This is a genomic window from Williamsia phyllosphaerae (genome assembly GCF_014635305.1).
Lineage (GTDB): Bacteria > Actinomycetota > Actinomycetes > Mycobacteriales > Mycobacteriaceae > Williamsia_A > Williamsia_A phyllosphaerae.
Window position 1 is genome coordinate 531,516 of sequence record NZ_BMCS01000001.1, and the last position, 22,183, is coordinate 553,698.

Consider the following 22,183-nt stretch of genomic DNA (forward strand, 5'->3'; position numbering starts at 1 on the left):
CGAGAAAGAGGTGTGAGTTGTACCTGGGACATCAGCTGTTCTCCGACGCCGAGTACACCGAGCGTCTGGGCAAGGTCCGTGTCTTGATGGAGCGGCAGGGACTGTCGGCGGTCATCGTGACCGACCCCGCGAACATCTTCTATCTGATCGGCTACAACGCGTGGTCGTTCTACACCCCGCAGATGTTGTTCGTGCCCATCGAGGGCGAAATGGTGTTCTTCGCGCGTGAGATGGACGCCCATGGGGCACACCGCACGACGTGGTTGCCCGCCGAGCAGATCGTCGGCTACCCGGAGAGCTACGTCCACCGTCCGCACCTGCACCCGTTCGACTGGGTGGCGTGGGCGCTGCGTCAACGTCACCAGATCGCGCCCGCGTCGCGGACCGGGTCGGTCGGTCTGGAGATGGACTCCCACTTCTTCACCCCCAAGGCCTATCGCGCGCTGTACAACGCGATCCCGGAGTGGAAGCTGGTGGACAGCTTCGAGTTGGTCAACTGGGTGCGGTCGGTGAAGTCCGACGCCGAGATCCAGCTGATGCGGCAGGCGGGGATGGTCTGCTCACAGGCCATGCGCGCGGCCATCGACACCATCGAGGTCGGCGTGCGGCAATGCGATGCCGCGGCGGCGATCTCACAGGCCCAGATCACCGGGACCGACGACTTCGGCGGCGACTATCCGGCGATCGTGCCGATGATGCCGACCGGGGCCGCGGCCGACACCCCGCACCTGACATGGCATCAGGGCACGTTCAACGACGACGAGGCGGTCGTCATCGAGCTGACCGGAGCGCACAACCGGTATCACTGTCCGCTCGCCCGGACGGTATCTCTGGGCCGGACCAACAAGGACGTCGACTACGTCGCCGGCGCCACCGCCGAGGGACTCAACAACGTGCTCGACGCGATCCGGCCCGGCGTCCCGACGCGCGAACTGGCGTCGACCTGGAACTGGACACTGGCCAAGTACGGACTCGAGAAGCCCTCGCGACTGGGCTATTCCATCGGGATCGGTTACCCGCCGGACTGGGGTGAGCGCACCATCAGCATCCGGACCGAGGACGAGACCGTCCTCGAGGAGAACATGACGTTCCACATCGTCTGTGGGATGTGGATGGACGGCTACGGATTCGAGTTGTCCGAGTCGGTCCGCGTCAGCGCCACCGGAGTCGAGACGTTCACCAGCTTCCCGCGCGAGCTGATCCGCAAATAGCGCGCCCGTACCGAGAACCGAATGGAGTGAGCACATGACCGCGAGCATCATCGCCAATCAAGCCCCCACCCTCCCCCTGGCCGGGCGCGCAAAGGATCTCGTGGGGTCGATGATCGACTCGTCGACCTCGCTGCTCGCCGCACAGACCCACGACATCGTGCGCTTCGCGATGGGCTCCCCCGCCGACGAGGCCGTGCCGTCGGAGGAGTTCCGCGAGATCGCAGGCACCATCCTCGACGCGTCGTCGTTCACCTACGGCGCCACCGAGGGTGAGCCGCGTCTGCTCGAGCTGCTGGTCAAATACCTTGCCGGCACCCCCGATCCGTCGAGCGAGGACCGTCTGGTCATCACCACCGGCGGCATGCAGGGGCTCGACCTCGCGTGCAAACTGTTCATCGATCCCGGCGACCTGGTCGTGGTCGAGTCACCGACCTACACCAACGGCAGCGCGACGGCACTCTCCTACGGCGCGCAGCTACTCGAGGTCCCGATGGACGAAGACGGCATGCTCGTCGACCAGCTCGAGGACCTCGTCGGACATCATCACCGACCGCCCAAGGCGATCTACACGATCCCGACGTTCCAGAACCCGTCCGGCGTGACGATGTCGCTGGAGCGCCGGAAAGCGTTGCTGGAGTTGGCTCATCGGTGGGGGTCGATCATCATCGACGACGACCCGTACGGTCTGCTGCGATTCTCCGGCAACGACATCCCCACCTTCCAGACGCTCAGCCCGCAGGATCCGTTGCTGTTCTCGGTCCGGACGTTCTCCAAGATCCTGGCGCCGGGGTGGCGTGTCGGTTGGGTCGACGCCGATCCGTCGATCCGCCAGCTGCTCATCAACGGCAAACAGGCCATGGACACGTGTACCAATGTGCCCAACCAGCACATCGTCGCCGAGTACATCGCCCGCGGCGGACTCGATGACCACCTCGCCTCGATCCGCGTGCTCTACCGCGAGCGCAAGGACGCCATGCTCGACTCGATCGCCCGGCACATGGGCGACCGCGTCACCACGACCAACCCCGAGGGCGGCTTCTTCCTGTGGCTGACGCTCACCGGTGAGTTCGAGGGGATCGACACCCGCGAGCTGTTCGAGGTCGCGCTCGCGGACGGTGTCGCGTTCATCCCCGGGCCTGCCCTCTCGCCCGGTGGACGGTTCCGCAACGCCCTGCGTCTCTGTTTCGCCTCCAGCACCCCCGAGCGCATCGAGGAGGGCATCAAGCGGCTGACGGGCAGCCTTGAGAAGATGATCGCGTGAGTGAGACCACCGAGACCGCCGACCGCATGCCGCTGGGGGACACCAGCCCGCTGAGCGCACGTGAGCGGTCGGTTCTGGATCGCATCACCGCGGATTCGGTGGTCGCGTTGACCCGCGCACTCGTCGACGTCCCCAGCGTGAACCCGGGCGGCACCGAGGCCGGGACCGTCGCGGTCCTGGCGAGGGCCGCCGCCGACGCGGGATGCACCGTCGACACCCACGAGGTGGCGACCGACCGTCCGAACCTGGTGGCGACGCTGCCCGGCGGCGACGGACCGGGGCTGATGTTCCTGGGCCACTCCGACGTCGTCCCACCGGGTCCCGGCTGGACCGCTGACCCGTTCGTGTCCCGGGTGGTCGCCGACCGCATAATCGGTCGCGGCGCCACTGACATGAAGGGCGGCCTCGCGGCGATCATCGTGGCCGCGGGCGCACTGGCCGGCGAGAACCTCTCCGGCCCGGTGCAATTGGTCTGCACGGTCGACGAGGAGGAGCACGGCCTCGGTGTCCGCGACTTCGTGGGCCGCGGGCGTTCGGGCGAGTTCGCCGGGTGCGTCGTGGCCGAGCCCACCGACCTCGACACCGTCATCGCCTGCCGCGGCGCCTCCTACATCGAGATCGAGATCCGAGGGCGCGCCGCCCATTCCGGCCGACCCGCCGACGGCCGCAACGCGATCAACGCCGCGGCCCGCATCATCGAGATCATCCGCGCCGATCACGACGCGATGCAGTCCGACCTCGACCCACTGCTCGGTGCGGGGACGTGGAACATCGGGACCATCAGTGGTGGGCAGGGGATCTCGGCTGTCGCGCCTAATGCGTCGATCGGCATCGACCGTCGGCTGATGCCCGACGAGGACGCCGAGGAGATCGCGGCCCGGTTGCGTGCGCGCGTTGCCGCCGACGGCATCGACACCGACGGCATCGAGGTGGACATCTCGGTCACGATGTCGATGCCCGGTTTTCGCACCGACCGCAGGCACGGACTCGTGCTGTCGGCGGTCGACTCGGTGACCGCCGCGGGCGGTTCGAGCGCCATCGGTGGATGGACCGCGGCGTGCGACGGTGGGTTCGTGAACCGTGACCTGGGTATCCCGTGCATCGTTCTCGGGCCCGGCGACATCAACAATCAGGCCCACCAGCCCGACGAGTCGGTACTCATCGACGATCTCTTGATCGCCGCACGGGCGTACGCCCTGCTCGCCCTGCGCATGCTCGGCTGACCCGCCCGTCGAGCGCCCCCGTGTTGGGCCCTCGTCGCACCGTGTTGGGCCCTCGTTGACGGCGTCCTGACGATGTAGCCGCACGCTTAATCAATTCTCCGCCGCCCGATGTCGGCGTTGGCTCGGACGCATGGACGATCACCGACGCCACCGCCATCTCGCCACCGACCCGACCACGGCCGTCGCCTACGCACACATCGCCGACCGGCACGATTCCGCTCGGCGACGCCGACCTCATGATCCCGACGATCCACGCGCGCACACCTCGCCGGGACCGCTGCTGCGGACCGTCCACCGGCTCGCGGCCCGGTGGCGACGTGAGCCGACCGGGGTCATCGCGACGCAGGTGACGCAGCGTGCGAAAAAGTCTGGTGCGGGAGCGGGATCGGACCTACCGTCACTGCTGAGATGCTGACCTACCACCTGGGAACCGACGACCTCGCCCGCGTGCGACTCGCGATCTCGCCGATGGGCGAGACGTCGCTGAGTCTGTGGTCCCTGGTCCTCGGCCCGATGGGGCGGCCGTACCTCGCCGCATGGCATCAGAACGCGATGGCCCGCCGCGACGACTACGACTTCGCCCTGCTGACGGCACTGGTCTCCCCCTCCGGGTTCAGCATGCCCGATTTCATCAACCCACCGCTCCGAACCACGCGCCCCGGTCTCGACGACGAGTACCGGACCATCGCGAGCACGCCGACCGCTCAGGTCGTCCGCGACCTCACCGCCGTGTGCGACGGCCTCGAGCCCCGCCCGGAGATCGCGGCGCTGCTCGACGACCCCACACATGCCGGTCAGTCCGTCGCCGATGCCCTGCGCAGGTACCACGAGGTGGTGATCGACCCCTACTGGCCGAAGATCGCGCGAGTCCTGGAATCCGACATCACCTTCCGCGGACGTGAATTCGGACAACGCGGCGTGGCCGGCCTGTTCGACGGGCTCACCGAAGGGATCCGGTGGCTCGACGACGGCACCATCGAGGTGACCATGTCGTGCGACCGCGAGGACGAGAGCCACGCGAACGGCAGCGGCGTCGTGTTGACCCCCAGCGTGTTCACCCGACGGGCGGTGAGCTGGCGCTACGCGGAGAGCACGCAGCCGTGGGTGTCGTATCCCGCGCGCGGGGCGGGACTACTGATGGGAACACCGGCCGTCGAGCGCAACGGTGCACTGTGCGACCTCGTCGGCGGACCGAAGTCGGACATCCTGTGCGCCCTCGCGGAGCCGGCGTCGACCTCGGAACTGGCACATCGCTTCTCGGTCACCCCGAGTGCGGTGTCGCAGAATCTGCGGGTCCTGGGTGCGAACGGACTGGTCGAGAGCAGTCGACACGGACGCGAGGTCCTCTACCGGTTGTCCGAGACGGGGCGACTGCTCGTCGACGGCGCCGACCGCCCGGCGAGGTCTCGGGCAGACTGGAAGCATGAGCACACCCACTGACCGGATCGTCCACGACCCCGCCACGGTCGATTCGGGCGACTTCTACAAGCTGCTGACCGCGTCGATCGTCCCGCGCCCCATCGCCTGGGTGTCGAGCCGTAGCACCGAGGGCGTCGACAACCTCTCGCCGTACAGTTTCTTCTCGGTGTCGTCGACGAAGCCCCCGGTTGTGCAGTTCACCTCGGTGGGCGGCGCGAAGGACAGCGCCCGCAACGCCATCGACACCGGCGAGTTCGTCATCAACATCGTCTCGGAGTCGTTGATGCACAAGGCGAATGACAGTTCCGCCGGGTTCGACTCCGACATCGACGAGTTCGTCGAGGCCGGCATTCCGTCCACCCCGGCCACGATGGTGAACTGCCTCCGGGTCGCCGACTCACCCATCGCCATCGAATGCCGGCTGCACCGGTCGATCGAGGTCGGGAACTCGGTGGTCGTGATGGGTGAGGTCGTCGCTCTGACGGTCGATCCGTCCATCGTCGCCGACGACGGCCTGCCGGACTACGGCAAGCTGTCGGCGGTCAGCCGCCTCGGACGGATCGAGTGGGGCCTGCCCGGCGACACCGTCGATCTCGACCGGCCCCGCTGACCCGCCGCGACGGCCCAATACGCGGGAACGACGGCCCAACGCACACCGATCAGGCGTTGGTGAGGGACTTCTCGGCGTCGGTCTTCTCGCCGGGGATGTCGGTGCCGCGCAACGAGCAACCCGCGGTCTCCCGGAGGAACGGCAGCGCGATCATGCCGATCGCGCACGCGATCATCATGTAGCCGGCCGGGAACAGGTCCCATCCGTCGTTCTGTGTGACCGCGTCGTTGACCAACGGAGCGGTACCACCGAACGCGGCGGTGGCGACGTTGTAGGAGATCGCGAAACCTGCGTAGCGGACCTGGGTCGGGAACATGGCCGGGAACGTCGCGGAGATTGTCGCCAGCTGCGGGATGTAGAGCACCCCGAGGATGACGAATCCGATGATGGCCCAGACGAATCCCTGACCCATCAACCAGAACAGCGGTAGCGCGAAGACGAAGAGTCCGATCAGCGATCCCCACCACATCGGCTTGCGCCCGGTGCGATCGGAGAGCTGCCCGAAGAACGGGATGAGCGCCATCATCACCAGCTCACCAATGAGGATGGTGACGGTGCCGGTCGTCGTCGACATCCCGATGTTGTTCTGCAGGTAGGTCGGCAGGTACGCCAGCAGCGTGTAGTTCACGACGTTCAGCGCGATGACCATGCCGAACATGACCATGATCGGGCGACGGTAGTCGCGCAGCAGGTCCACGAAGCGGGTCCATGCGGTGCCCTCGATCTGCCCCTTCTGCTCCATCTCGCGGAACACCGGGGTGTCCTCCATCTGGTTCCGCAGGTACAGCCCGACCAGGCCGAGCGGGAGCGCGAAGAAGAACGGGATGCGCCAGCCCCACGTCTGCATCTGGTCGTCGGACAGACCGAGCTCCAGGAAGAGCACGAACGCGGTACCCAGCACGAATCCGGCCAGTGTGCCGAACTCGAGGAATGAGCCGTACTTGCCACGCTTCTTGTCGGGGGCGTACTCGGCCATGAAGGTGGCCGCGCCGCCGTACTCACCGCCGGTGGAGAAGCCCTGCACGACACGGAGGGCGATGAGCAGGATCGGTGCCCAGACGCCCGCCACCGCGTGGGTCGGCAGCACACCGATGAGAGCGGTCGCGATCGAGATCAGCAGGATGGTCATCGCGAGGACGGCCTTGCGCCCGATCCGGTCGCCGATCGGTCCCCACACCATGCCGCCGAGCGGTCGGAGCGCGAACGAGACCGCGAAGCCGAGCATCGTGCCGATGGTGCCAAGATCACCTGGGAAGAACGCCTGCGTCAGGTACGTGGCGGTGGCGGCGTAGACGCCGTAGTCGTACCACTCGGTCGCGTTGCCGATGGCGGATGCGCCGATGGCCTTGCGGAGGAGTTTGCGCCCCTCCGGCGTCTCGGGATCCGGCAGCGCGGTCGACTCGGACCCCGATCCCTTGGCGGTGTTCGTGGTCATCGTGCCTCCCGGAATGGCAGAAGAGCTGTCGCTTGTGCAGGTGTTTTCGCAGTGGACATTGTTTCGACCGTAGACCGTCCGTGTGGTGGATGGGAACCGAACGAGATGGTTCACAGGATCGAAATGACCTATCCGACACCACAGAAAAGCGCCCTACCTCCACTTACGTGCGATGGATCGGTGCGGTGAGCGAAGTTTGGTCCGGTTGCAGCCGCGCGAGCCCGTCACGCATGTGCGCGATCATCAGTTCATCTGCACGCGATGCGTCCCCGTCCACGATCGCCGCGACGATGTCGGTGTGCTCGTCGATGCGGGCCTGCGCCGACGCGTACGTTCCACGCATCGCGCCCAAACACATTCTCGTCTCGACGAGGATGGTCTCGTGGATACGTGAAAGCCTAGGGCTGCGGGCACATTCGACCAGCAGGGCGTGAAAGTTCATGTCGGAGTCCGCTATCTCCGGACCGTTGGGGGCGTCGGCGAACGACTGCATCCGGTCGATGGCCTCGTTCAACACGGCGATGTCGTCGGGATCGCGACGTGCGACGACCTGCGCCAACGCGGCACGCTCCACCGCCGATCGCGCGACGTACATGTCGTTGATGTCGGCATCGTCCATCGAGATGACGAACAGTCCGCGGTTGCGGTGGCTGACCAGCAGACCTTCCTGCGTCAGGCGCTGCATGGCCTCGCGCAGCGGACCGCGACTGACCCCCAGGTCGGCGGCCAGCCCGGCCTCGGTCAGCTGCGAACCCGGCGGGAAGTCACCGGCCGCGATCGCCGTCCGCAGCTTGCGCGCGATGATCGCGGGCGTCGACTCCTGGACCAGTGGTTCGAGTACGCGTTTGCGCGTCGCCCCCGAGATGACACCGTCGGTGTCCGGCCGCGGCGCGCCGCTCATGACGCCGTCGCTCATGTCTCCTCGATTCGTTCGTACAACAGCGTCTCCTCATGCGCACTTCGGTCGCCGGGCGACGACAGGTGACGATCCTCGACAGCGAGGACGAAGCCGCTTGGTAGATTGTCGACAATCTACCCCGGCGACCGTACCGGGTGCCAGCAGTTCGATCCATATTCGGTCCGATCACCGCCGGAACGACCGTGTACCACGTTGCTAGAGTCGGTCGGATGACCACTGAAGCGAGCCGGGTCCACGCGTTCACCGACGACGCACTGGGCGATCTCGACGCCACCGGCGTCGCGGCCGCGATCGCGTCGGGCGAGATCAGCTCGTCCGAGGCCGTGGACGCGGCCATCGCTCGCGCCGAGGCCGTGAACGGTCGGCTCAACGCGATCCAGACCCCCGACTTCGACCGGGCCCGCGGATTCGCCCGGAGCCCCGGAGCCGGGGTGTTCGCCGGCGTTCCCACCTTCGTCAAGGACAACACCGACGTCGCGGGACTGCCGACCGACCAGGGCTCGCTGTCGATCAACGCCACGCCCGCACCTCGCAACGCGGGCTTCACCGATCAATTCCTGTCCACCGGGATGATCAACCTCGGTAAGTCGACACTGCCGGAGTTCGGGTTCAACGCCAGCACCGAGTACGAGACGCTGCCCCCGACCCGGAACCCCTGGCACACGGACTATTCCAGCGGCGCATCGTCGGGTGGTTCGGCCGCGTTGGTGGCCGCGGGCGTGGTGCCGATCGCACACGCCAACGACGGTGGCGGATCGATCCGGATCCCGGCCGCGGCATGCGGATTGGTGGGACTGAAGATGACCCGCGGCCGCGAGATCATCGACGACCACGCCGCCGACCTGCCGGTCAACATCGTGTCGAACGGAGTGGTGACGCGCTCGGTGCGCGACACCGCCACCTTCGTGGCCCAGATCGAGCGGTACCGCCCGGTCACCCACCTGCAGCCGGTCGGCCTGATCGAGGGACCGGGCACGCGGCGTCTAAGGATCGGGGTCGTCAACCAGTCGCTCCCGGACATCCCGGTGGACACCGAGACGCAAGCGGCGGTGTCCGAGACCGCACGAGTGCTCGCCGACCTCGGACATGACGTCACCGAGATCGGACTGCCGTTGTCCGAGAAGGACCTCGATGCGTTTCGACGGGACTTCGTGCACCTCTGGGGAATGATGGGCTTCGGGATCCAGAAGTTCGGCAAGCGCGTCATGGGTCCCGGGTTCGACCCGACGAAGACCGATGCGCTCACGCAGGGGCTGTCGAGGATGTTCCTCCGTCACTTCTGGCGCACCCCGCAGGCGATCTGGCGGCTCCGACAGTCCGAGGCCAAACACCACAGGGCCTTTGCCGACTTCGACCTGATGGTCTCACCGGTCGTCGCACACACGACGCCCGAGATCGGACATCTCTCTCCGGCCAACGGATTCGACGTCCTGTTTCCTCGGTTACTCGCCTACGTCAGCTTCACACCGCTCAACAACGCGACAGGTGGGCCGGCCATCTCTCTGCCCACCGGACGCACCAGCACGGGCCTGCCGATCGGGGTGCAACTCGCCGCCGACCACGGCGACGAGGCCACGATGCTCGAGGTCGCCTTCGAACTCGAGGCAGCGAAGCCCTTCCGCCGGATCCAGGACGCCGACTGAGGCGTTACGCAAATCAGGCGGCTGAACCCCGGGCGAACAACGACTGCTCGGCGAACGTGTAACCCGTTGCGATGGTGGAGCGTTCCTCGACGCGGACTGCGTCCTGCAGCGTCGCCCACGCCGTGACCTGGTTGGCCGAGAGCACCGGCTTGCCGAGTTCGTGTTCCAACATCGACAACACATCGTAGGTCGGCAGATTGGTGCACGAGACGAAGACCGCGTCCGCGTCGTCGGAGTCGGCTGCGCGGATCAGATCGCAGGTGACCTCGTACGGGATGGTCCAGATGTCGTGGTCGCGACCGAGCCCGGCCTGGTTGACCACCGCGCGTCCCGACTCGGCGAGGTAGTCGCAGAGCAGATCGGTCAACGCCGTCACATAGGGCGTCGCCACCGCGATGCGGCCGAGATTCATCACATCCAGCGCCCGCAGCAGCGCCTCGGAGGTGGTGACGGCCGCCGGCGCACCGGCCATCCGCATGCAGGTCGAGATGGCGCTCGCGCCGGCCATACCCCGGACGAAACTGCCGGACGCACATGCGTATCCGACGGCCGACGGGCGCACCGCCATCACCGATCGCACGGCCTGGTCGATGGTCGCGAGGTCGGCGAGTTCCGAGCAGAGTTCGACGTCTACCGGATGCGGCAGATACGGGGTCCGGGTGAAGTGCAAGGAGACGGAGTCGGGCATCCACCGCCAGAGTTCGCGGTCGAGGGCCATGTCGAAGGGACACACCATCCCGATACCGATCTGGCCGACCTCATCCGTCATGTGGCGATGATGACACGCGACAGCGAACGCGACAACCGCTACGTCGCCGCAGGTGACAAGCTTTTCACGGCAGCCGCCGAGTCGTTGCGGCCAACGCAACAAATCGACTGCGCGCCGGGTTCGCGGGCGACCGTGTCGCTTGACGGGTCGCAGAGATGTCGGTTCCACGAACCCCATTCGAAGTGGAAATCGTCGCCGATGAACTTGAGCCCCCGCATTCGCCCGCGACCCGACACGCGAACCCTGGAATCGAACACCTGACGGACCTCGGTCGGGTCGCCGACCCCCTCGCGAAGCGACCGCGGGAGCGCTATGACGGTGTGCCCCTCGGCGGCGAGCACACGGGCGATCAAGGCTTCATCGGAGTTGAACGTGGCCATCGACTCGTCGATGCACCCGGTTCGACCGTCGCTCCACGACTGCGCGTCGATCTCGGCCAGGGTGGCGTCCAATCCCTGGTCGAGTCCGTACTCCGCCCACTCGTGAATCCGCCACCGCGCGGGATGCTCCCAGGTGTCGAACGACATGGGCGCAGGATGCCACCGGGGTCGGACATCGCAGCCGGCCCAGCGCGCCGCTTACTTCTTCTTGGTGCCCGGCAGCATGCCGGAGTCGATGACGGGTTTGACGTAGGTCTTGGCCGCGGCCATGAGGTCGTCGAAGTCGTCGAGATCCGCCCAGGCGCCCGCGGCGGCATCGTCGGTGACGGCCTCGATCGCGGCGTACCGCTCCGCCCCACCCGCGCTGAGGATCTCACCGTCGGCGTCGCGGTCGACGAGCCCGCGGCTCGCGAGCGCGTCCGCGGCGACCTCCCACTGCTCGTCGGACCACCCGCGGGTGATCTGCGACAGCTTCTTGCCGAGACCGCGTTTGCGCACCGACGGGTCGGGGTGGCGGGCCTCGTGGAACACCACGGCCTCGAGGCGATCGAATCCGGCGTCGACGAGAGCGGCGATGTGGCCGTCACCGCGCCACTCGCGCAGGATCGCCGTCGCGTGCCACAGCCGGACATGGGGTTGTTCGGGCGGCGCCGATTCCGCCCACGCCGAGGCGAGTGTGCGACCGGCGTACGGGACCGACGCGGCGATGTCATAGAAGCGGTCGGCGAGGGTAGCCAGTCCCGGATCGGAGACCCGGTCGCCCAGGGCGATGGTCAGCACCTCGTCGAGCATCCGGAAGCGCCGGTCGGAGACCCGCTCGAGTCCGTACTCCTTCGACGCGATCCACCCGGGGTGGATGACCGAGGGGCTGAAGTTGAAGAACGCCGCCGAGACCACGGACGGCACGCACTCGCCCAGCGGGGCGCCACGGGCACCGACGTACCAGGCGTAGGCGTCGAGCCCGGTGTCCTGCTGCGCCTGCTGCAGACCGGAGTTGAAGTACGCCAGGACGTGCAACGGCTCCAGCGTCTCGTAGGCGGTGCGAGCGCGGGCGCGCGCCTGGTCGTCGAATCGGTACGTCACGCGCCTCACTGTGCCAGAGTGATTCCTCGCGGCACTGTGGAACCACCGCCGACGCGAACCCGAGACGATCACCGACCACGTGATGAGGGGCCCATGACCACCACCAAGAGCGAGCCCGGTTCACTCGGCGCCAGCCTGAAGCCGCGGCACATCACCATGATCTCCATCGCGGGGGTCATCGGTGCCGGCCTCTTCGTCGGATCGGCCACCGCCATCGAGGCCGCCGGGCCGGCGGTGATCATCTCCTACGCGCTCGCCGGGACGCTCGTCGTGTTCGTGATGCGGATGCTCGGTGAGATGGCCACCGCCAACCCCGACACCGGGTCGTTCTCGGTCTACTCCGAACGCGCGATGGGCCGCTGGGCCGGGTTCTCGGTCGGCTGGCTGTACTGGTGGTTCTGGGTGCTCGTCATCCCGGTCGAGGCCACCGCCGCCGCATCCATCCTCAGCCGGGTGATCGGCAGCGAGCAGTGGGTGTGGGCACTCGCGGTCACGGTGCTGCTGACGGCCACCAACCTCGCCAGCGTCGGCAACTACGGCGAGTTCGAGTTCTGGTTCGCGCTGATCAAGGTCGTGGCCATCGTCGCCTTCATCGCGATCGGGGTCCTGGCCATCGTGGGCGTCTTCCCCGGCTCCGACGTCAGCGGGGTGAGCAAGCTCTGGGAGCCGAACGGATTCCTGCCCAACGGGTTCGGCGCGGTGATCGCCGCGATGCTGACCACCATGTTCTCCTTCATGGGTTCGGAGATCGTCACCATCGCCGCCGCCGAGTCGCCCGATCCCGCCAAGGGCATCAGCAAAGCCGTCAACTCCGTGATCTGGCGGATCTTCCTGTTCTACATCGGCTCGATCTTCGTGGTCGTGGCCCTGGTCCCCTACGACCGCCTCGACGACGGCTCGTATCAGACGGTGTTGCAGGCCATCGGCATTCCCGGATCCGCACGGATCATGGACGTCGTCGTGCTGACCGCGGTCGCCTCCTGCCTGAACTCCGCGCTGTACACCGCATCGCGCATGCTGTACTCGCTCGGTGCCCGTGGTGACGCGCCCGCGGTGGTCCGCAAGGTGACCGGTAACGGCGTCCCGTGGGTCGCCGTCATCGCGTCGATGGCGCTGGGCTTCCTGGCCGTGATCGGCAACTACGTGTTGCCCGACAAGATCTTCGGCTACCTGCTGGCCACCAGCGGTGCGGTCGCACTGTTCATCTACCTCGCCATCGCGGTCAGCCAGCTGCGCCTGGGACGCACCATGCGCGCCCGCGGCGACGTGCCCCCGGTGCGTATGTGGCTGTTCCCCTACGCGACGTCGGCGGTCATCGTGTTCATCGTCGTCGTGTTGGCGCTGATGGCGTTCGATGAGAACCAGCAGCAGGCCATCTCGTTCTCCCTCGCGTCGGCGGTGATCATCATCGCTATCGGCATCTACCGACAGCGCACTTTGGGCAGTTCCACCGCAGCGGGCGACTCGACCACCGAGAAGGATTCGATTGTCTGACAACGACCCCCGCACCGATCGCCCCGCGCACACCTACGTGGCGGTCGACGCCGATCGGTTCCTCACCGACGCGATCGCCGGCTTCGTCGCCGCGCAGGACCACATCGAGTGGCAGCCCGACCCCGGCTTCCTGCACCGCACCGACCGCACCGACGACGGGGTCGCCCTGGTCTCCGGCGGCGGGTCCGGCCACGAACCCATGCACGCGGCGATGATCGGGGCGGGCATGCTCGACGCCGCATGCCCGGGACTGGTCTTCACCTCCCCCAACGCACTGCAGATCGCCGGCGCCACCCGCCACGCCGACCGCGGCGCGGGCGTACTCCACATCGTCAAGAACTACACCGGTGACGTGATGAACTTCCGGGTCGCGAGGAACATGGTGCGCGACGAGGTCGACACCGATCACGTTCTCATCGACGACGACGTGGCCACCGAGTCCGACCACGACGGTCCCGGCCGCCGCGGCACCGGGGCGACGGTGATCGTCGAGAAGATCTGTGGCGCGGCCGCAGCCCGCGGTGACGATCTGAGCTCCGTCGCCGACCTCGGCCGTCGGGTCGCGGCCGGGTCGCGCAGCTTCTCGGTGGCGTTCGCGCCGTGCACCGTGCCCGGCGCGAGCCGGCCGAGCTTCGACCTCCCGCCGGGCGACATGGAGTTCGGCGTCGGCATCCACGGCGAGGCCGGGGTCGACCGGCTATCGCAGCAGCCCGCCGACGAACTGGTCGCCGGCATGCTCGACCGGATCCTCGCGTCCCTGTCGCCCGGCGACGGGGAGTCGCTGATCGCGTTCGTCAACGGCCTCGGCGCCACACATCCACTCGAGCTCAACGTGGTGTTCGACCAGGTCGTCCGACAGCTCGCCGGTCGCGGGCACGAGGTCCGTCGAAACATCGTCGGGACGCTGGTGACGGCGCTGGACATGGCCGGGTTCTCGATCACGCTGGTGCGCTGCGACGAGGAGATCGTCGAGTTGTTCGATGCTTCCACCGGCGCCCCCGGGTGGCCCGCGCGGACGGCCACCGGCGGGTCGCGCCCGGTCGACGTGGGCTTCGCCGAGCCCGACGACTCCGCCGACACCGGCGACGAGGTGCCGTGGTTGAGCGCGTTCGTCGGCCGCGTCCAGGGGTCGATCGACGAGCTGACCGAACTCGACCGTCAGGCGGGCGACGGCGACTTCGGCACGAACATGGCTGCGGCGCTGCGTCATTTCACCGTGCCGCTGCGCGGGACCGACGCCGAAGTACTGCGCGCCATGAGCACATCGTTCCTGGTGCGTGCCGGCGGCACGTCGGGAGCGCTGTTCGGATTGTTCTTCGCCGAGCTGGCCCGCGCCTTCGACGAGTCGGACGATCGGAGCGAGGCACTGCGCTCCGGGGTCGGCGAGGCGCTGCGTCAGATACAGGACCTCGGCGGCGCGAGCGTCGGGGACGACACTCTCGTCGACGCGCTGGCGCCCGCGGCCGATGCCCTCGCCGGGGGCTCGTCGCTCTCCGACGTCGCCGCCGCGTCGGCCGACGGAGCCGAGTCCACCCGCGAGCTCGTGGCGTCGCGCGGCCGCGCGAGTTACGTCGGCGACCGGGCACGCGGGGTCGTCGACCCGGGTGCACTGGTGGTCTCGTGGTTCTTCGACGCGGCCGCCGAGCGCGCCTGACGTGCCGATGACCCACCGCCCCTCGGGAGTTCGACTCGCGGCGTGGGCGTGGCTGATCGGCGGGCTCGTCTACTTCGTCACCGAGGCGCTGGCCGCCGTCCGCTATCCGGACTACAGCTACGCCCGGGATTACATCAGCGCCCTCGGTGTCCCGGACGCGTCGCCGTCGGCGGCCCTGATGAACCTCGGTGCGTTCATCGTCCACGGCATCCTGTTCGCCGCCGGCGGTCTCCTCCTCGTCCACGCAATCGGTCGGACGAGTCGGGGACGCACCGCGTTCGTCATGCTCACCGTCATCAACGGCGTCGGCAACGTGCTCGTCGGGGTGTTCCACGCCGGCGCCAGTCCTCTGCACGGCTTCGGCGCGTTGCTCGCGATCGTGGGCGGCAACGCGGCGATGATCGTCGCCGGCGGGGTGTTCGCCGACATCGGGGCACCGCGCTGGTACTGCGTGGCGTCCCGTGTCGCGGGAGTGCTGGGCATCGCGAGTTTCGTCGCGCTGCTCGCCATCGCAGGCGCCGACACCGGCCTCGAGGGCGCCGTCGAACGCGGAGCCGTCTACTCGATCATCGGCTGGGACATCGTCACCGGTCTGGTGATCCTGCTGCCGACCCTGCCGGGTCGGCGGGCCGCACCGTCCCCACCTCGCGGGTAGACGTGCACTATGGAGTGATGACTGATCTATCCGGCAAGGTGTTCGTCGTCGTCGGTGCCACCGGCGCCCTGGGTTCCCGTATCGCCACGTTGCTCGCCGACGCCGGCGCCACACTGACGATCTCCGGCCGATCGGCCGACAAACTCGACGCTCTGGGTATCGACGGCGCGCACACCGTCACCGCAGACCTGCGTGAACCGGCCGCGGCGGCGCAGGTCATCGACGCCGCCAAGGAGAAGCACGGTCGGATCGACGGCGTCGTGAACGCAGCCGGGGTCGCGGCCTTCGGGCCGGTGGCCGAGATCGACGACGACACCGTCGACGACCTGGTCCTCATCGACTTCCTCGGACCGCTGCGTCTGCTGCGGGCGGCGCTGCCGGTCGTCGAGCAGGGCGGCGTCATCGTCGGGATCAGTGCGGTGCTGGCCGAACAGCCCGTCGCGGGGATGGCCACCTACTCCGCGGTGAAGGCAGCCGCGTCCGCGCTGTACATCGCGGCGGCGAAAGAGGCACGACGCAGCAAGATCCGCGTGGTCGACGTCCGACCGCCGCACACCGAGACCGGCCTGGCCGACCGGGCCATCGCCGGCGAGCCGCCGAAGATGCCCGAGGGGATCGCTCCGGACGCGGTCGCGAAACGGGTCCTGTCGGCCATCACCGGCGGAGAGCGGGAAGTGCCCAGCAGCGACTTCGACTGACGGCTACCTCCGCAGCGACGACCGGGCGACCGGGCGACCGGGAAGTCGAAGTAGGTGTTCGGGAAGCGTTCCGGCTTGTACGTGAAGTGCCACCACTCGTAGGGATACGGGGCGAATCCCTGCTGCACCAGTCCGTTGAGGAGCCTCACACGGTTGCGTAGCTGTAGGCCCTGGACACGGGAGTCCAGTGGCCACGCGAGGGTGTTGAAGCAGTCGAAGCCGGTCCCCATGTCGATCGAGTTGTCTGCGAAGCGTTTCGCCTGCGGTGCCGTGCAGTCGACGAGGCGCTGGCCGCGCACGTACGGCCGCGTCGACCGCGCCGGCAACCGGACGAGGGTCAGGTCCATCGTGCTGCCGCGACTGTGCCCGGACTGCCCGGCGATGTAGCCGTCGCGGAACAGGTTCGACTTGTCGACGCCGGTGTAGAACTCGGCCTTCATACGTTGGTCATCGAGTCTCTTCGCCCACGCGACGAAGTCGTTCACCGCGCGCTGCGGGCGGTAGCAGTCGTACACCTTCAGCGAGTACCCCTGCAGGAGGAACTGCAGTTGTGCCCGGTGCAGCCCCTCGGCCGCCTCGCGGGTGAGGATGCAGATCGGTTCGCGATAACCGTCGACGGGATCGCCGGTGAAGTTGTGCGGGGTGAAGTACCGGATCTCCTGCAGGATCGTGGGATCGACATCGCGCAGCGCGACGAAGTCACTCGGCGCCCTCGTGGTGGAGGGTGTCGCAGGCGCTGCCGACGCGGTCGGCGCAGACAGCGAGAGGACAACGAGAACAGCGGCGCAGAGGCCGAACCATCTGGATCCCATACCCGGGATCATCGCACCCCGAGGCGACGGTCGCCCGTCTTCAGTCGACAGCCGGGAGCACGTCGGTGATCGGGGTGTTCTGACCGCCGGCGAGCCACCATCGATCGTCACGTCGCACGAGCACGTACATCGCCATCTCCGAGAAGGCGCCGTTGACGGCACGCCTGCGGATCTGCGCGATCACGACGTCGTCGGTGGGTGCCGACGCCTGGGCGAGTTCGAACACCGATGCCGGGGACGCCGGCGCACCCGTCAGCTGGGTGCGATGAATCGCGTTGAGGGGGGCGAACCCCTGCAGCACCTGGCCTTTCGGCGATCCCCACAGGATGTCGCCGGCGAACAGCCCGTCGTAGGTGTCGGCGTCGCCGGTGTCGTGACCACGCTGCAGGTGGTCGATGAGGTCGGTGATCGCGTCACGGTGATCGCCGCTGTCGAGCGACGGGCGGTGGGTTCGGCCGTTGTGGGTTTCCATGGTGGTGACGGTAGGACCTCAACGCCACTTGAAGTCAATGTCGTCGATGACCGATGAGTTCCGACGCCTCGGCGGGTCGGTATCTGTGTGCGGACTCCCCAGACGAAAGGACGACCCATGTCGATAGTGCATCTGCTCGCAGTGGTGCCCGTGTCCGACCTCCCGACCGCGAACAGCTGGTACGAGAGGCTCTTCGGTCGGCCCGCCGACAACAACCCCATGCCGAGCCTGGTCGAGTGGCAGGTCACCGACCACGGATGGGTACAGGTCAGCGTCGACACCGGAAGAGCCGGATCGGGCCTGCTGAACCTCGCCGTCGACGACATCGACGCGCATGTGGCCGAGATGGCGGCGCGGGGATTGGTCACCGGCGAGATCCAGACCGTGACGAAGGGCGTTCAGCTCTCGGCCATCACCGACCCCGACGGCAACACGATCACCGTCATCGGCAGCTTCCGCGAGAAGTACTGAGAGTCAGATGTCTTTGACCGCGACGCGGAAAGCGTCGTAGGTCGACTGCAGCGCCTCGGCGCGTGCGGCCTGGCTGCCCGACTGCGCTCCCGCGCCGCACAACTTGTCCATGGCCAGGTGCATCAGCGACAACCACACGGTCGCGATGACGCGCACCTGCGTGTCGTCGGTGCTCGCACCGGTGCGTTCGGCGATCTTCTCGCTGAGGCGGCGGAACTTGATCTCACCCATCTCGGCGCTGCGGCCACTCACCGACGGCGATGACTGCGCGATGCGGTTCATCACCTCGAAGCGGTCGAGGTCGACGCTGGAGATCTCCGGACATCCGCCACACATCACCGAGAGGTGCGCGTCGAGCAGAGCCTGGAACTCGTTGCCGGTGCGTGGCTGAGCGTCCATCGCGGCCGCGACGGCGGCGACCATGTCGTCGATGGGGGCGAGGATGACGTCCTCTTTGGTCGCGAAGTAGCGGTTGAACGTGCGCGGCGAGATGTCTGCGGCGTCGGAGATCTGCTCGACCGTGGTCGCGTCGAACCCCTGCGAATCGCACAGTTCGAGGGCGACATCGATCAACCGAGCCTGCGTCTGTACCTTCTTGCGCTCACGCAGACCGGCTCTGGCCTGCGGCTTCTCGGTATCCACCACCGTCACGAGCCCCATCGTACCCGTCCGAGGGAGACAAGCGCCGCAAACCGTCAAATGTCACTCGCCGCCTTCTGGCACTTGACGCCAAGTGTCTGACCCTGCCACTATTGCCGGGCGCCGCCTGGCACACCCTCTCCAGATTCGAGGAATCGTGGCACTCACCAATCCCCCAGAACTCGACGACACCGAACTCGACACGACTCGGTCGGTCGACACGTCGGCCACCGAGCCGAAGAGCAACCGCAAGTGGTGGGCGCTGGGCATCATCGCCCTGGCGCAGCTGATGGTCGTCCTCGACGCCACCATCATCACCATCGCGCTGCCGTTCGCCCAGACCGATCTCGGCATCTCCGACGCCAACCGCCAATGGGCCCTGACCGCCTACACGCTGCTGTTCGGCGGACTGCTGCTCCTCGGCGGTCGCATGGCCGACTACCTCGGACGCCGCAAGATGTTCCTCATCGGACTCGCCGGCTTCGCATTGTCCTCGGCCGCAGCGGGACTCGCCTGGAACGGGGCGTCGTTCTTCGCCGGCCGCGCCCTGCAGGGCGTCTTCGCCGCGATGCTCGCGCCCGCGGCCCTGTCGCTGATCACCGTGACGTTCGTCGAGCAGAAGGAACGTGCCCGGGCACTCGCCGTCTACGCCGGCGTCTCCGGTGGTGGAGCGGCGATCGGCCTGATCGCGGGTGGTGCACTGACCGAGTACTTCTCGTGGCGCTGGACCCTGCTCATCAACACCCCGATCGCCCTGATCGCCGCCATCGGCGGACTGATCCTGGTCATCCGCGACAAGCCCGTCACCCGACGCGGCGGCTACGACCTGCCCGGCGCGGTGACGGTAACCGCAGCTCTGGTCAGCCTGGTCTACGGCTTCACCAAGGCCGCCGAATCCGGTTGGGGCGCAGCATCGACGGTGTCGCTGCTCATCGCAGGCGTCGTGCTCCTCGCCGCGTTCATCGCCATCGAGATGCGCGTGTCGAATCCGTTGCTGCCGCTGCGGATCCCGGGTGAGATCAACCGCGGCGGCGCGTTCCTGATCTCGTTCATCGTGCCCATCCCCATGTTCGCGATGTTCCTGTTCCTCAGCTACTACTTCCAGAACACGCTCGGTGAGACCCCGCTTCGCACCGGCGTCCTGTTCCTTCCGTTCCCGATCTTCATCGTGATCGGTGCCGGACTGGCCAGCTCGCTGCTCCCGCGCTTCGGACCACGCGCCCTGCTGGTGGGCGGATCGGCGTTGGCCACCGCGGGCCTGCTGTACCTGGCCCAGCTCGACACCGACTCGACCTGGCTGGTGAACGTGCTCCCCGCGATGATCCTGATCGCCGCGGGTATGGGTCTGGTGTTCGTCTCGATGCAGACGGTTGCGCTGCACCGCGTCGACGCCGACGACTCGGGCGTGGCCAGTGCGCTGGTCAACACGACCCAGCAGATCGGTGGCTCGATCGGGCTGGCGCTGCTGAGCACGATCGTGGCGCAGGTGTTCGCCGGACGGCCGAACACCGACACCCCGCAGGGCCTGACGGAGGCGAACATCTTCAGCTACGACGTCGCGTTCTACTCCGGCGCGGGCTTCATGGCCGTGGCGCTGGTGGTCGCGCTGTTCACCATCCGGATGCGCAAGCAGGATCTGGCCGACGAGTCACCCGACCCCCTGCTCGTCGCCTGACCCACACACGGGAACAACGAAGGGCCGCCTCGATAAAACGGGGCGGCCCTTCGTGTTTCGTCAGACCTACTCGACGTGCGGTTGTCCCGTCGACGCGCTCGTACCGCCGTCGACCGTGAGCATCGTGCCGGTGATGTAGCGGGCATCGTCGGACGCCAGGAACAACACCGCGGGCGCGACGTCGTCGGGCTCACCCGGGCGGCCCAGCGCGATGCGATTGACGAACGGGGCCAACGACTTCTCGTCACGACCCATCCCCTCGGTCATCTCGGTGAGCGTGAACGCGGGGCCGACCGCGTTGACCCGCACACCACGGCCGCCGTAATCCAGGGCCAGCGAACGCACGAACCCGTTCACCGCGTGCTTGGTGGCGTTGTAGGCCGCCTGCCCCCAGTCGCCGCCGATCCCGGACACCGACGACACCGCGATGAAGTTGCCACCGGTCTTCACCAGTTCCGGCAGCGTCGCCTGCGCGACGTGCACGAAGCCGTCGATGTTGACCCCGCGCAGCAGTGCCCAGCTGTCGTCGGACATGTCGACGATGTCGCCGCCGCCATCGTGGACACCGGCGTTGCTGATGACGACGTCGATGCGGCCGAACTCGTCGAGGGTCGCCGCGACGAGGGCGTCGACGTCCGACCGCGTCGACACGTCACCGGTGACCACAAGGGCGTGCCCTTCGGCGGCGTCGCCGACCGTCTCCTCCAACGGATCGCGACGGCGACCCGAGACGACGACCTTTGCGCCGTTGGCGAGGAACGCCCGGGCGATCGATCGCCCGATGCCGGTCCCGGCGCCGGTGATGATCACGACCCTGTCGCTGACCGCGTATGTGTTGGTGGTGCTCATGCGCTGCGTGCGCCTCCTTCGACGTGAATGGTCTCGCCGCTGACGAACCCGGCGGTCAACAACCATGTTGCCGCATCGACGATGTCGGCGGTCGTGCCGACGCGGCGGGCCGGGATGCTGCCCGCGACGCCGTCGAAGAGGGCGGCCCGGTCGGATTCAGGCATACCGTCCCACGTACCGGAGTCGATGATGCCCGGGGAGATCGCGTTGACGCGGATGGGTGCGAGCTCCTTCGCGAGGTGGCTCACCGCGAACGACACCGCGCCGTTGGTGATGCCCATGATCGCTTTGCCCGGCGCCGGCTTCCACGCCGCGACACCGGAGAACAGGACGATCGAGCCCGTCGCCGGCATCGCGGGAGCGAAGTGCTTGGCCAGCATCAGCGGGCCGATCACCTTCGCCTCGAACGCGGTGACCACCTTGTCGTGGTCGAGGGCGGTCACCGGGACGTTGTGATGGGCCGCCGCGGTGGCGACGATGTGGTCGACGCCGCCTAGCTCGGCGGCGGCCGCCGCGATGCTCGACTCGTCGGTGATGTCGATGCTGATGCCGCGGGCGTTCTCCAGACCGGCGGCCGCGGTCACCGCGGCGTCACCGTCGCGCGCCCCGATGACGACGTGGGCGCCCAGTTCGGCAGCGCGCGTCGCGATCGCCAGTCCCAGGTTCTTCGCACCGCCGACCACCAGTACCGTCTGCCCGTCCAGTGTCTGTGCCATGTCCGTTCCTCCTGTGATGTCGTACTGTTTCCAGGGAGAACGGTATGTATTTGATACCGGTATCTACAACGAAACCGTCGCCCACCTGGAGGGAC

22 protein-coding genes and 1 pseudogene are annotated in these 22,183 nt (G+C 67.7%); 13 read left to right on the top strand and 10 right to left on the bottom strand.

The genetic code is table 11. From position 1 onward, the window contains the following. Positions 1-17 precede the first annotated feature (17 nt). From IEV93_RS02580 to IEV93_RS02605, 6 genes are all read left to right on the top strand, one after another. Complete coding sequence (locus IEV93_RS02580; RefSeq protein ID WP_188486649.1) at positions 18-1,211, top strand: M24 family metallopeptidase; 1,194 nt, start codon at positions 18-20, stop codon at positions 1,209-1,211. A gap of 34 nt (positions 1,212-1,245) precedes the next feature. Then, positions 1,246-2,472 (top strand): aminotransferase-like domain-containing protein, encoded by a 1,227-nt coding sequence (locus tag IEV93_RS02585; RefSeq protein ID WP_188486651.1) that lies wholly within the window; start codon positions 1,246-1,248, stop codon positions 2,470-2,472. Between the two features lie 26 nt (positions 2,473-2,498). Next, entirely contained in the window at positions 2,499-3,695 is a 1,197-nt protein-coding gene (locus tag IEV93_RS02590; protein WP_188490315.1) for a M20 family metallopeptidase, read from the top strand. A gap of 130 nt (positions 3,696-3,825) precedes the next feature. Next, positions 3,826-4,110 (top strand): hypothetical protein, encoded by a 285-nt coding sequence (locus IEV93_RS02595; protein WP_188486653.1) that lies wholly within the window; start codon positions 3,826-3,828, stop codon positions 4,108-4,110. Then, positions 4,104-5,135, top strand: a complete 1,032-nt coding sequence (locus IEV93_RS02600) for an ArsR/SmtB family transcription factor (protein ID WP_188486655.1) — start codon at positions 4,104-4,106, stop codon at positions 5,133-5,135. The genes IEV93_RS02595 and IEV93_RS02600 overlap by 7 nt, the downstream gene beginning before the upstream one ends. Then, complete coding sequence (locus IEV93_RS02605) at positions 5,119-5,724, top strand: flavin reductase family protein (RefSeq protein WP_188486657.1); 606 nt, start codon at positions 5,119-5,121, stop codon at positions 5,722-5,724. The genes IEV93_RS02600 and IEV93_RS02605 overlap by 17 nt, the downstream gene beginning before the upstream one ends. A 49-nt stretch (positions 5,725-5,773) precedes the next feature. Here IEV93_RS02605 and IEV93_RS02610 read toward each other — a convergent pair whose 3' ends face one another. Both IEV93_RS02610 and IEV93_RS02615 read right to left on the bottom strand, forming a co-directional pair. Beyond that, positions 5,774-7,159, bottom strand: a complete 1,386-nt coding sequence (locus IEV93_RS02610) for an MFS transporter (RefSeq protein WP_188486659.1) — start codon at positions 7,157-7,159, stop codon at positions 5,774-5,776. Between the two features lie 163 nt (positions 7,160-7,322). Beyond that, positions 7,323-8,075, bottom strand: a complete 753-nt coding sequence (locus IEV93_RS02615) for a GntR family transcriptional regulator (protein WP_188486661.1) — start codon at positions 8,073-8,075, stop codon at positions 7,323-7,325. Between the two features lie 212 nt (positions 8,076-8,287). On the opposite strand from IEV93_RS02615, the gene IEV93_RS02620 reads away from it, so the two are divergent. After that, positions 8,288-9,721 carry an amidase gene (locus IEV93_RS02620; RefSeq protein WP_188486663.1) on the top strand — a complete coding sequence of 478 codons (1,434 nt, stop codon included), beginning with the start codon at positions 8,288-8,290 and terminating at the stop codon, positions 9,719-9,721. A 13-nt stretch (positions 9,722-9,734) separates the two neighbouring features. On the opposite strand, the gene IEV93_RS02625 is transcribed toward IEV93_RS02620, so the two are convergent. The 3 genes from IEV93_RS02625 to IEV93_RS02635 are packed head-to-tail and all read right to left on the bottom strand — an operon-like array spanning position 9,735 to position 11,953. Beyond that, positions 9,735-10,490 carry a maleate cis-trans isomerase family protein gene (locus IEV93_RS02625; RefSeq protein ID WP_229704842.1) on the bottom strand — a complete coding sequence of 252 codons (756 nt, stop codon included), beginning with the start codon at positions 10,488-10,490 and terminating at the stop codon, positions 9,735-9,737. Positions 10,491-10,528: 38 nt separating this feature from the next. Then, the gene (locus IEV93_RS02630; protein ID WP_188486665.1) at positions 10,529-11,017 is read right to left on the bottom strand and encodes a hypothetical protein; all 489 of its coding nucleotides are present in this window, start codon (positions 11,015-11,017) and stop codon (positions 10,529-10,531) included. A 51-nt stretch (positions 11,018-11,068) separates the two neighbouring features. Further along, complete coding sequence (locus IEV93_RS02635; RefSeq protein ID WP_188486667.1) at positions 11,069-11,953, bottom strand: SCO6745 family protein; 885 nt, start codon at positions 11,951-11,953, stop codon at positions 11,069-11,071. A 93-nt stretch (positions 11,954-12,046) separates the two neighbouring features. On the opposite strand from IEV93_RS02635, the gene IEV93_RS02640 reads away from it, so the two are divergent. From IEV93_RS02640 to IEV93_RS02655, 4 genes are read left to right on the top strand one after another with little or no spacing between them, the layout of a single operon-like run. Beyond that, positions 12,047-13,447 (top strand): amino acid permease, encoded by a 1,401-nt coding sequence (locus tag IEV93_RS02640; protein ID WP_229704843.1) that lies wholly within the window; start codon positions 12,047-12,049, stop codon positions 13,445-13,447. After that, positions 13,440-15,101 (top strand): dihydroxyacetone kinase family protein, encoded by a 1,662-nt coding sequence (locus IEV93_RS02645; RefSeq protein WP_371873781.1) that lies wholly within the window; start codon positions 13,440-13,442, stop codon positions 15,099-15,101. Before IEV93_RS02640 ends, IEV93_RS02645 begins: the two co-directional genes overlap by 8 nt. Positions 15,102-15,108: 7 nt before the next feature. Next, positions 15,109-15,756 (top strand): DUF998 domain-containing protein, encoded by a 648-nt coding sequence (locus tag IEV93_RS02650; protein WP_188486669.1) that lies wholly within the window; start codon positions 15,109-15,111, stop codon positions 15,754-15,756. Positions 15,757-15,773: 17 nt separating this feature from the next. Further along, positions 15,774-16,454, top strand: a complete 681-nt coding sequence (locus IEV93_RS02655; RefSeq protein WP_188486671.1) for an SDR family NAD(P)-dependent oxidoreductase — start codon at positions 15,774-15,776, stop codon at positions 16,452-16,454. Between the two features lie 47 nt (positions 16,455-16,501). On the opposite strand, the pseudogene IEV93_RS02660 reads toward IEV93_RS02655, so the two are convergent. Then, positions 16,502-17,278 (bottom strand): annotated as a pseudogene (locus IEV93_RS02660) (M15 family metallopeptidase); the annotation flags it as partial. Positions 17,279-17,306: 28 nt separating this feature from the next. After that, a complete protein-coding gene (locus IEV93_RS02665; protein WP_188486673.1) occupies positions 17,307-17,738 on the bottom strand; it encodes an SgcJ/EcaC family oxidoreductase in 432 nt (143 codons plus the stop codon). A gap of 117 nt (positions 17,739-17,855) precedes the next feature. On the opposite strand from IEV93_RS02665, the gene IEV93_RS02670 reads away from it, so the two are divergent. Then, on the top strand, positions 17,856-18,209 hold the full coding sequence (locus tag IEV93_RS02670) for a VOC family protein (protein WP_188486675.1): 354 nt from the start codon (positions 17,856-17,858) through the stop codon (positions 18,207-18,209). 3 nt (positions 18,210-18,212) lie between these two features. On the opposite strand, the gene IEV93_RS02675 is transcribed toward IEV93_RS02670, so the two are convergent. Continuing rightward, positions 18,213-18,860: a TetR/AcrR family transcriptional regulator gene (locus tag IEV93_RS02675; RefSeq protein ID WP_229704844.1), complete on the bottom strand. Its 648-nt coding sequence runs from the start codon at positions 18,858-18,860 to the stop codon at positions 18,213-18,215. Between the two features lie 145 nt (positions 18,861-19,005). Here IEV93_RS02675 and IEV93_RS02680 point away from each other — a divergent pair, with 145 nt between their 5' ends. After that, entirely contained in the window at positions 19,006-20,523 is a 1,518-nt protein-coding gene (locus IEV93_RS02680; RefSeq protein WP_229704845.1) for an MFS transporter, read from the top strand. 66 nt (positions 20,524-20,589) lie between these two features. Here IEV93_RS02680 and budC read toward each other — a convergent pair whose 3' ends face one another. Next, a complete protein-coding gene (gene budC / locus IEV93_RS02685) occupies positions 20,590-21,372 on the bottom strand; it encodes a meso-2,3-butanediol dehydrogenase (RefSeq protein ID WP_188486681.1) in 783 nt (260 codons plus the stop codon). Continuing rightward, positions 21,369-22,088 (bottom strand): SDR family oxidoreductase, encoded by a 720-nt coding sequence (locus tag IEV93_RS02690; protein WP_188486683.1) that lies wholly within the window; start codon positions 22,086-22,088, stop codon positions 21,369-21,371. The genes budC and IEV93_RS02690 overlap by 4 nt, the downstream gene beginning before the upstream one ends. Between the last annotated feature and the right edge of the window lie 95 nt (positions 22,089-22,183).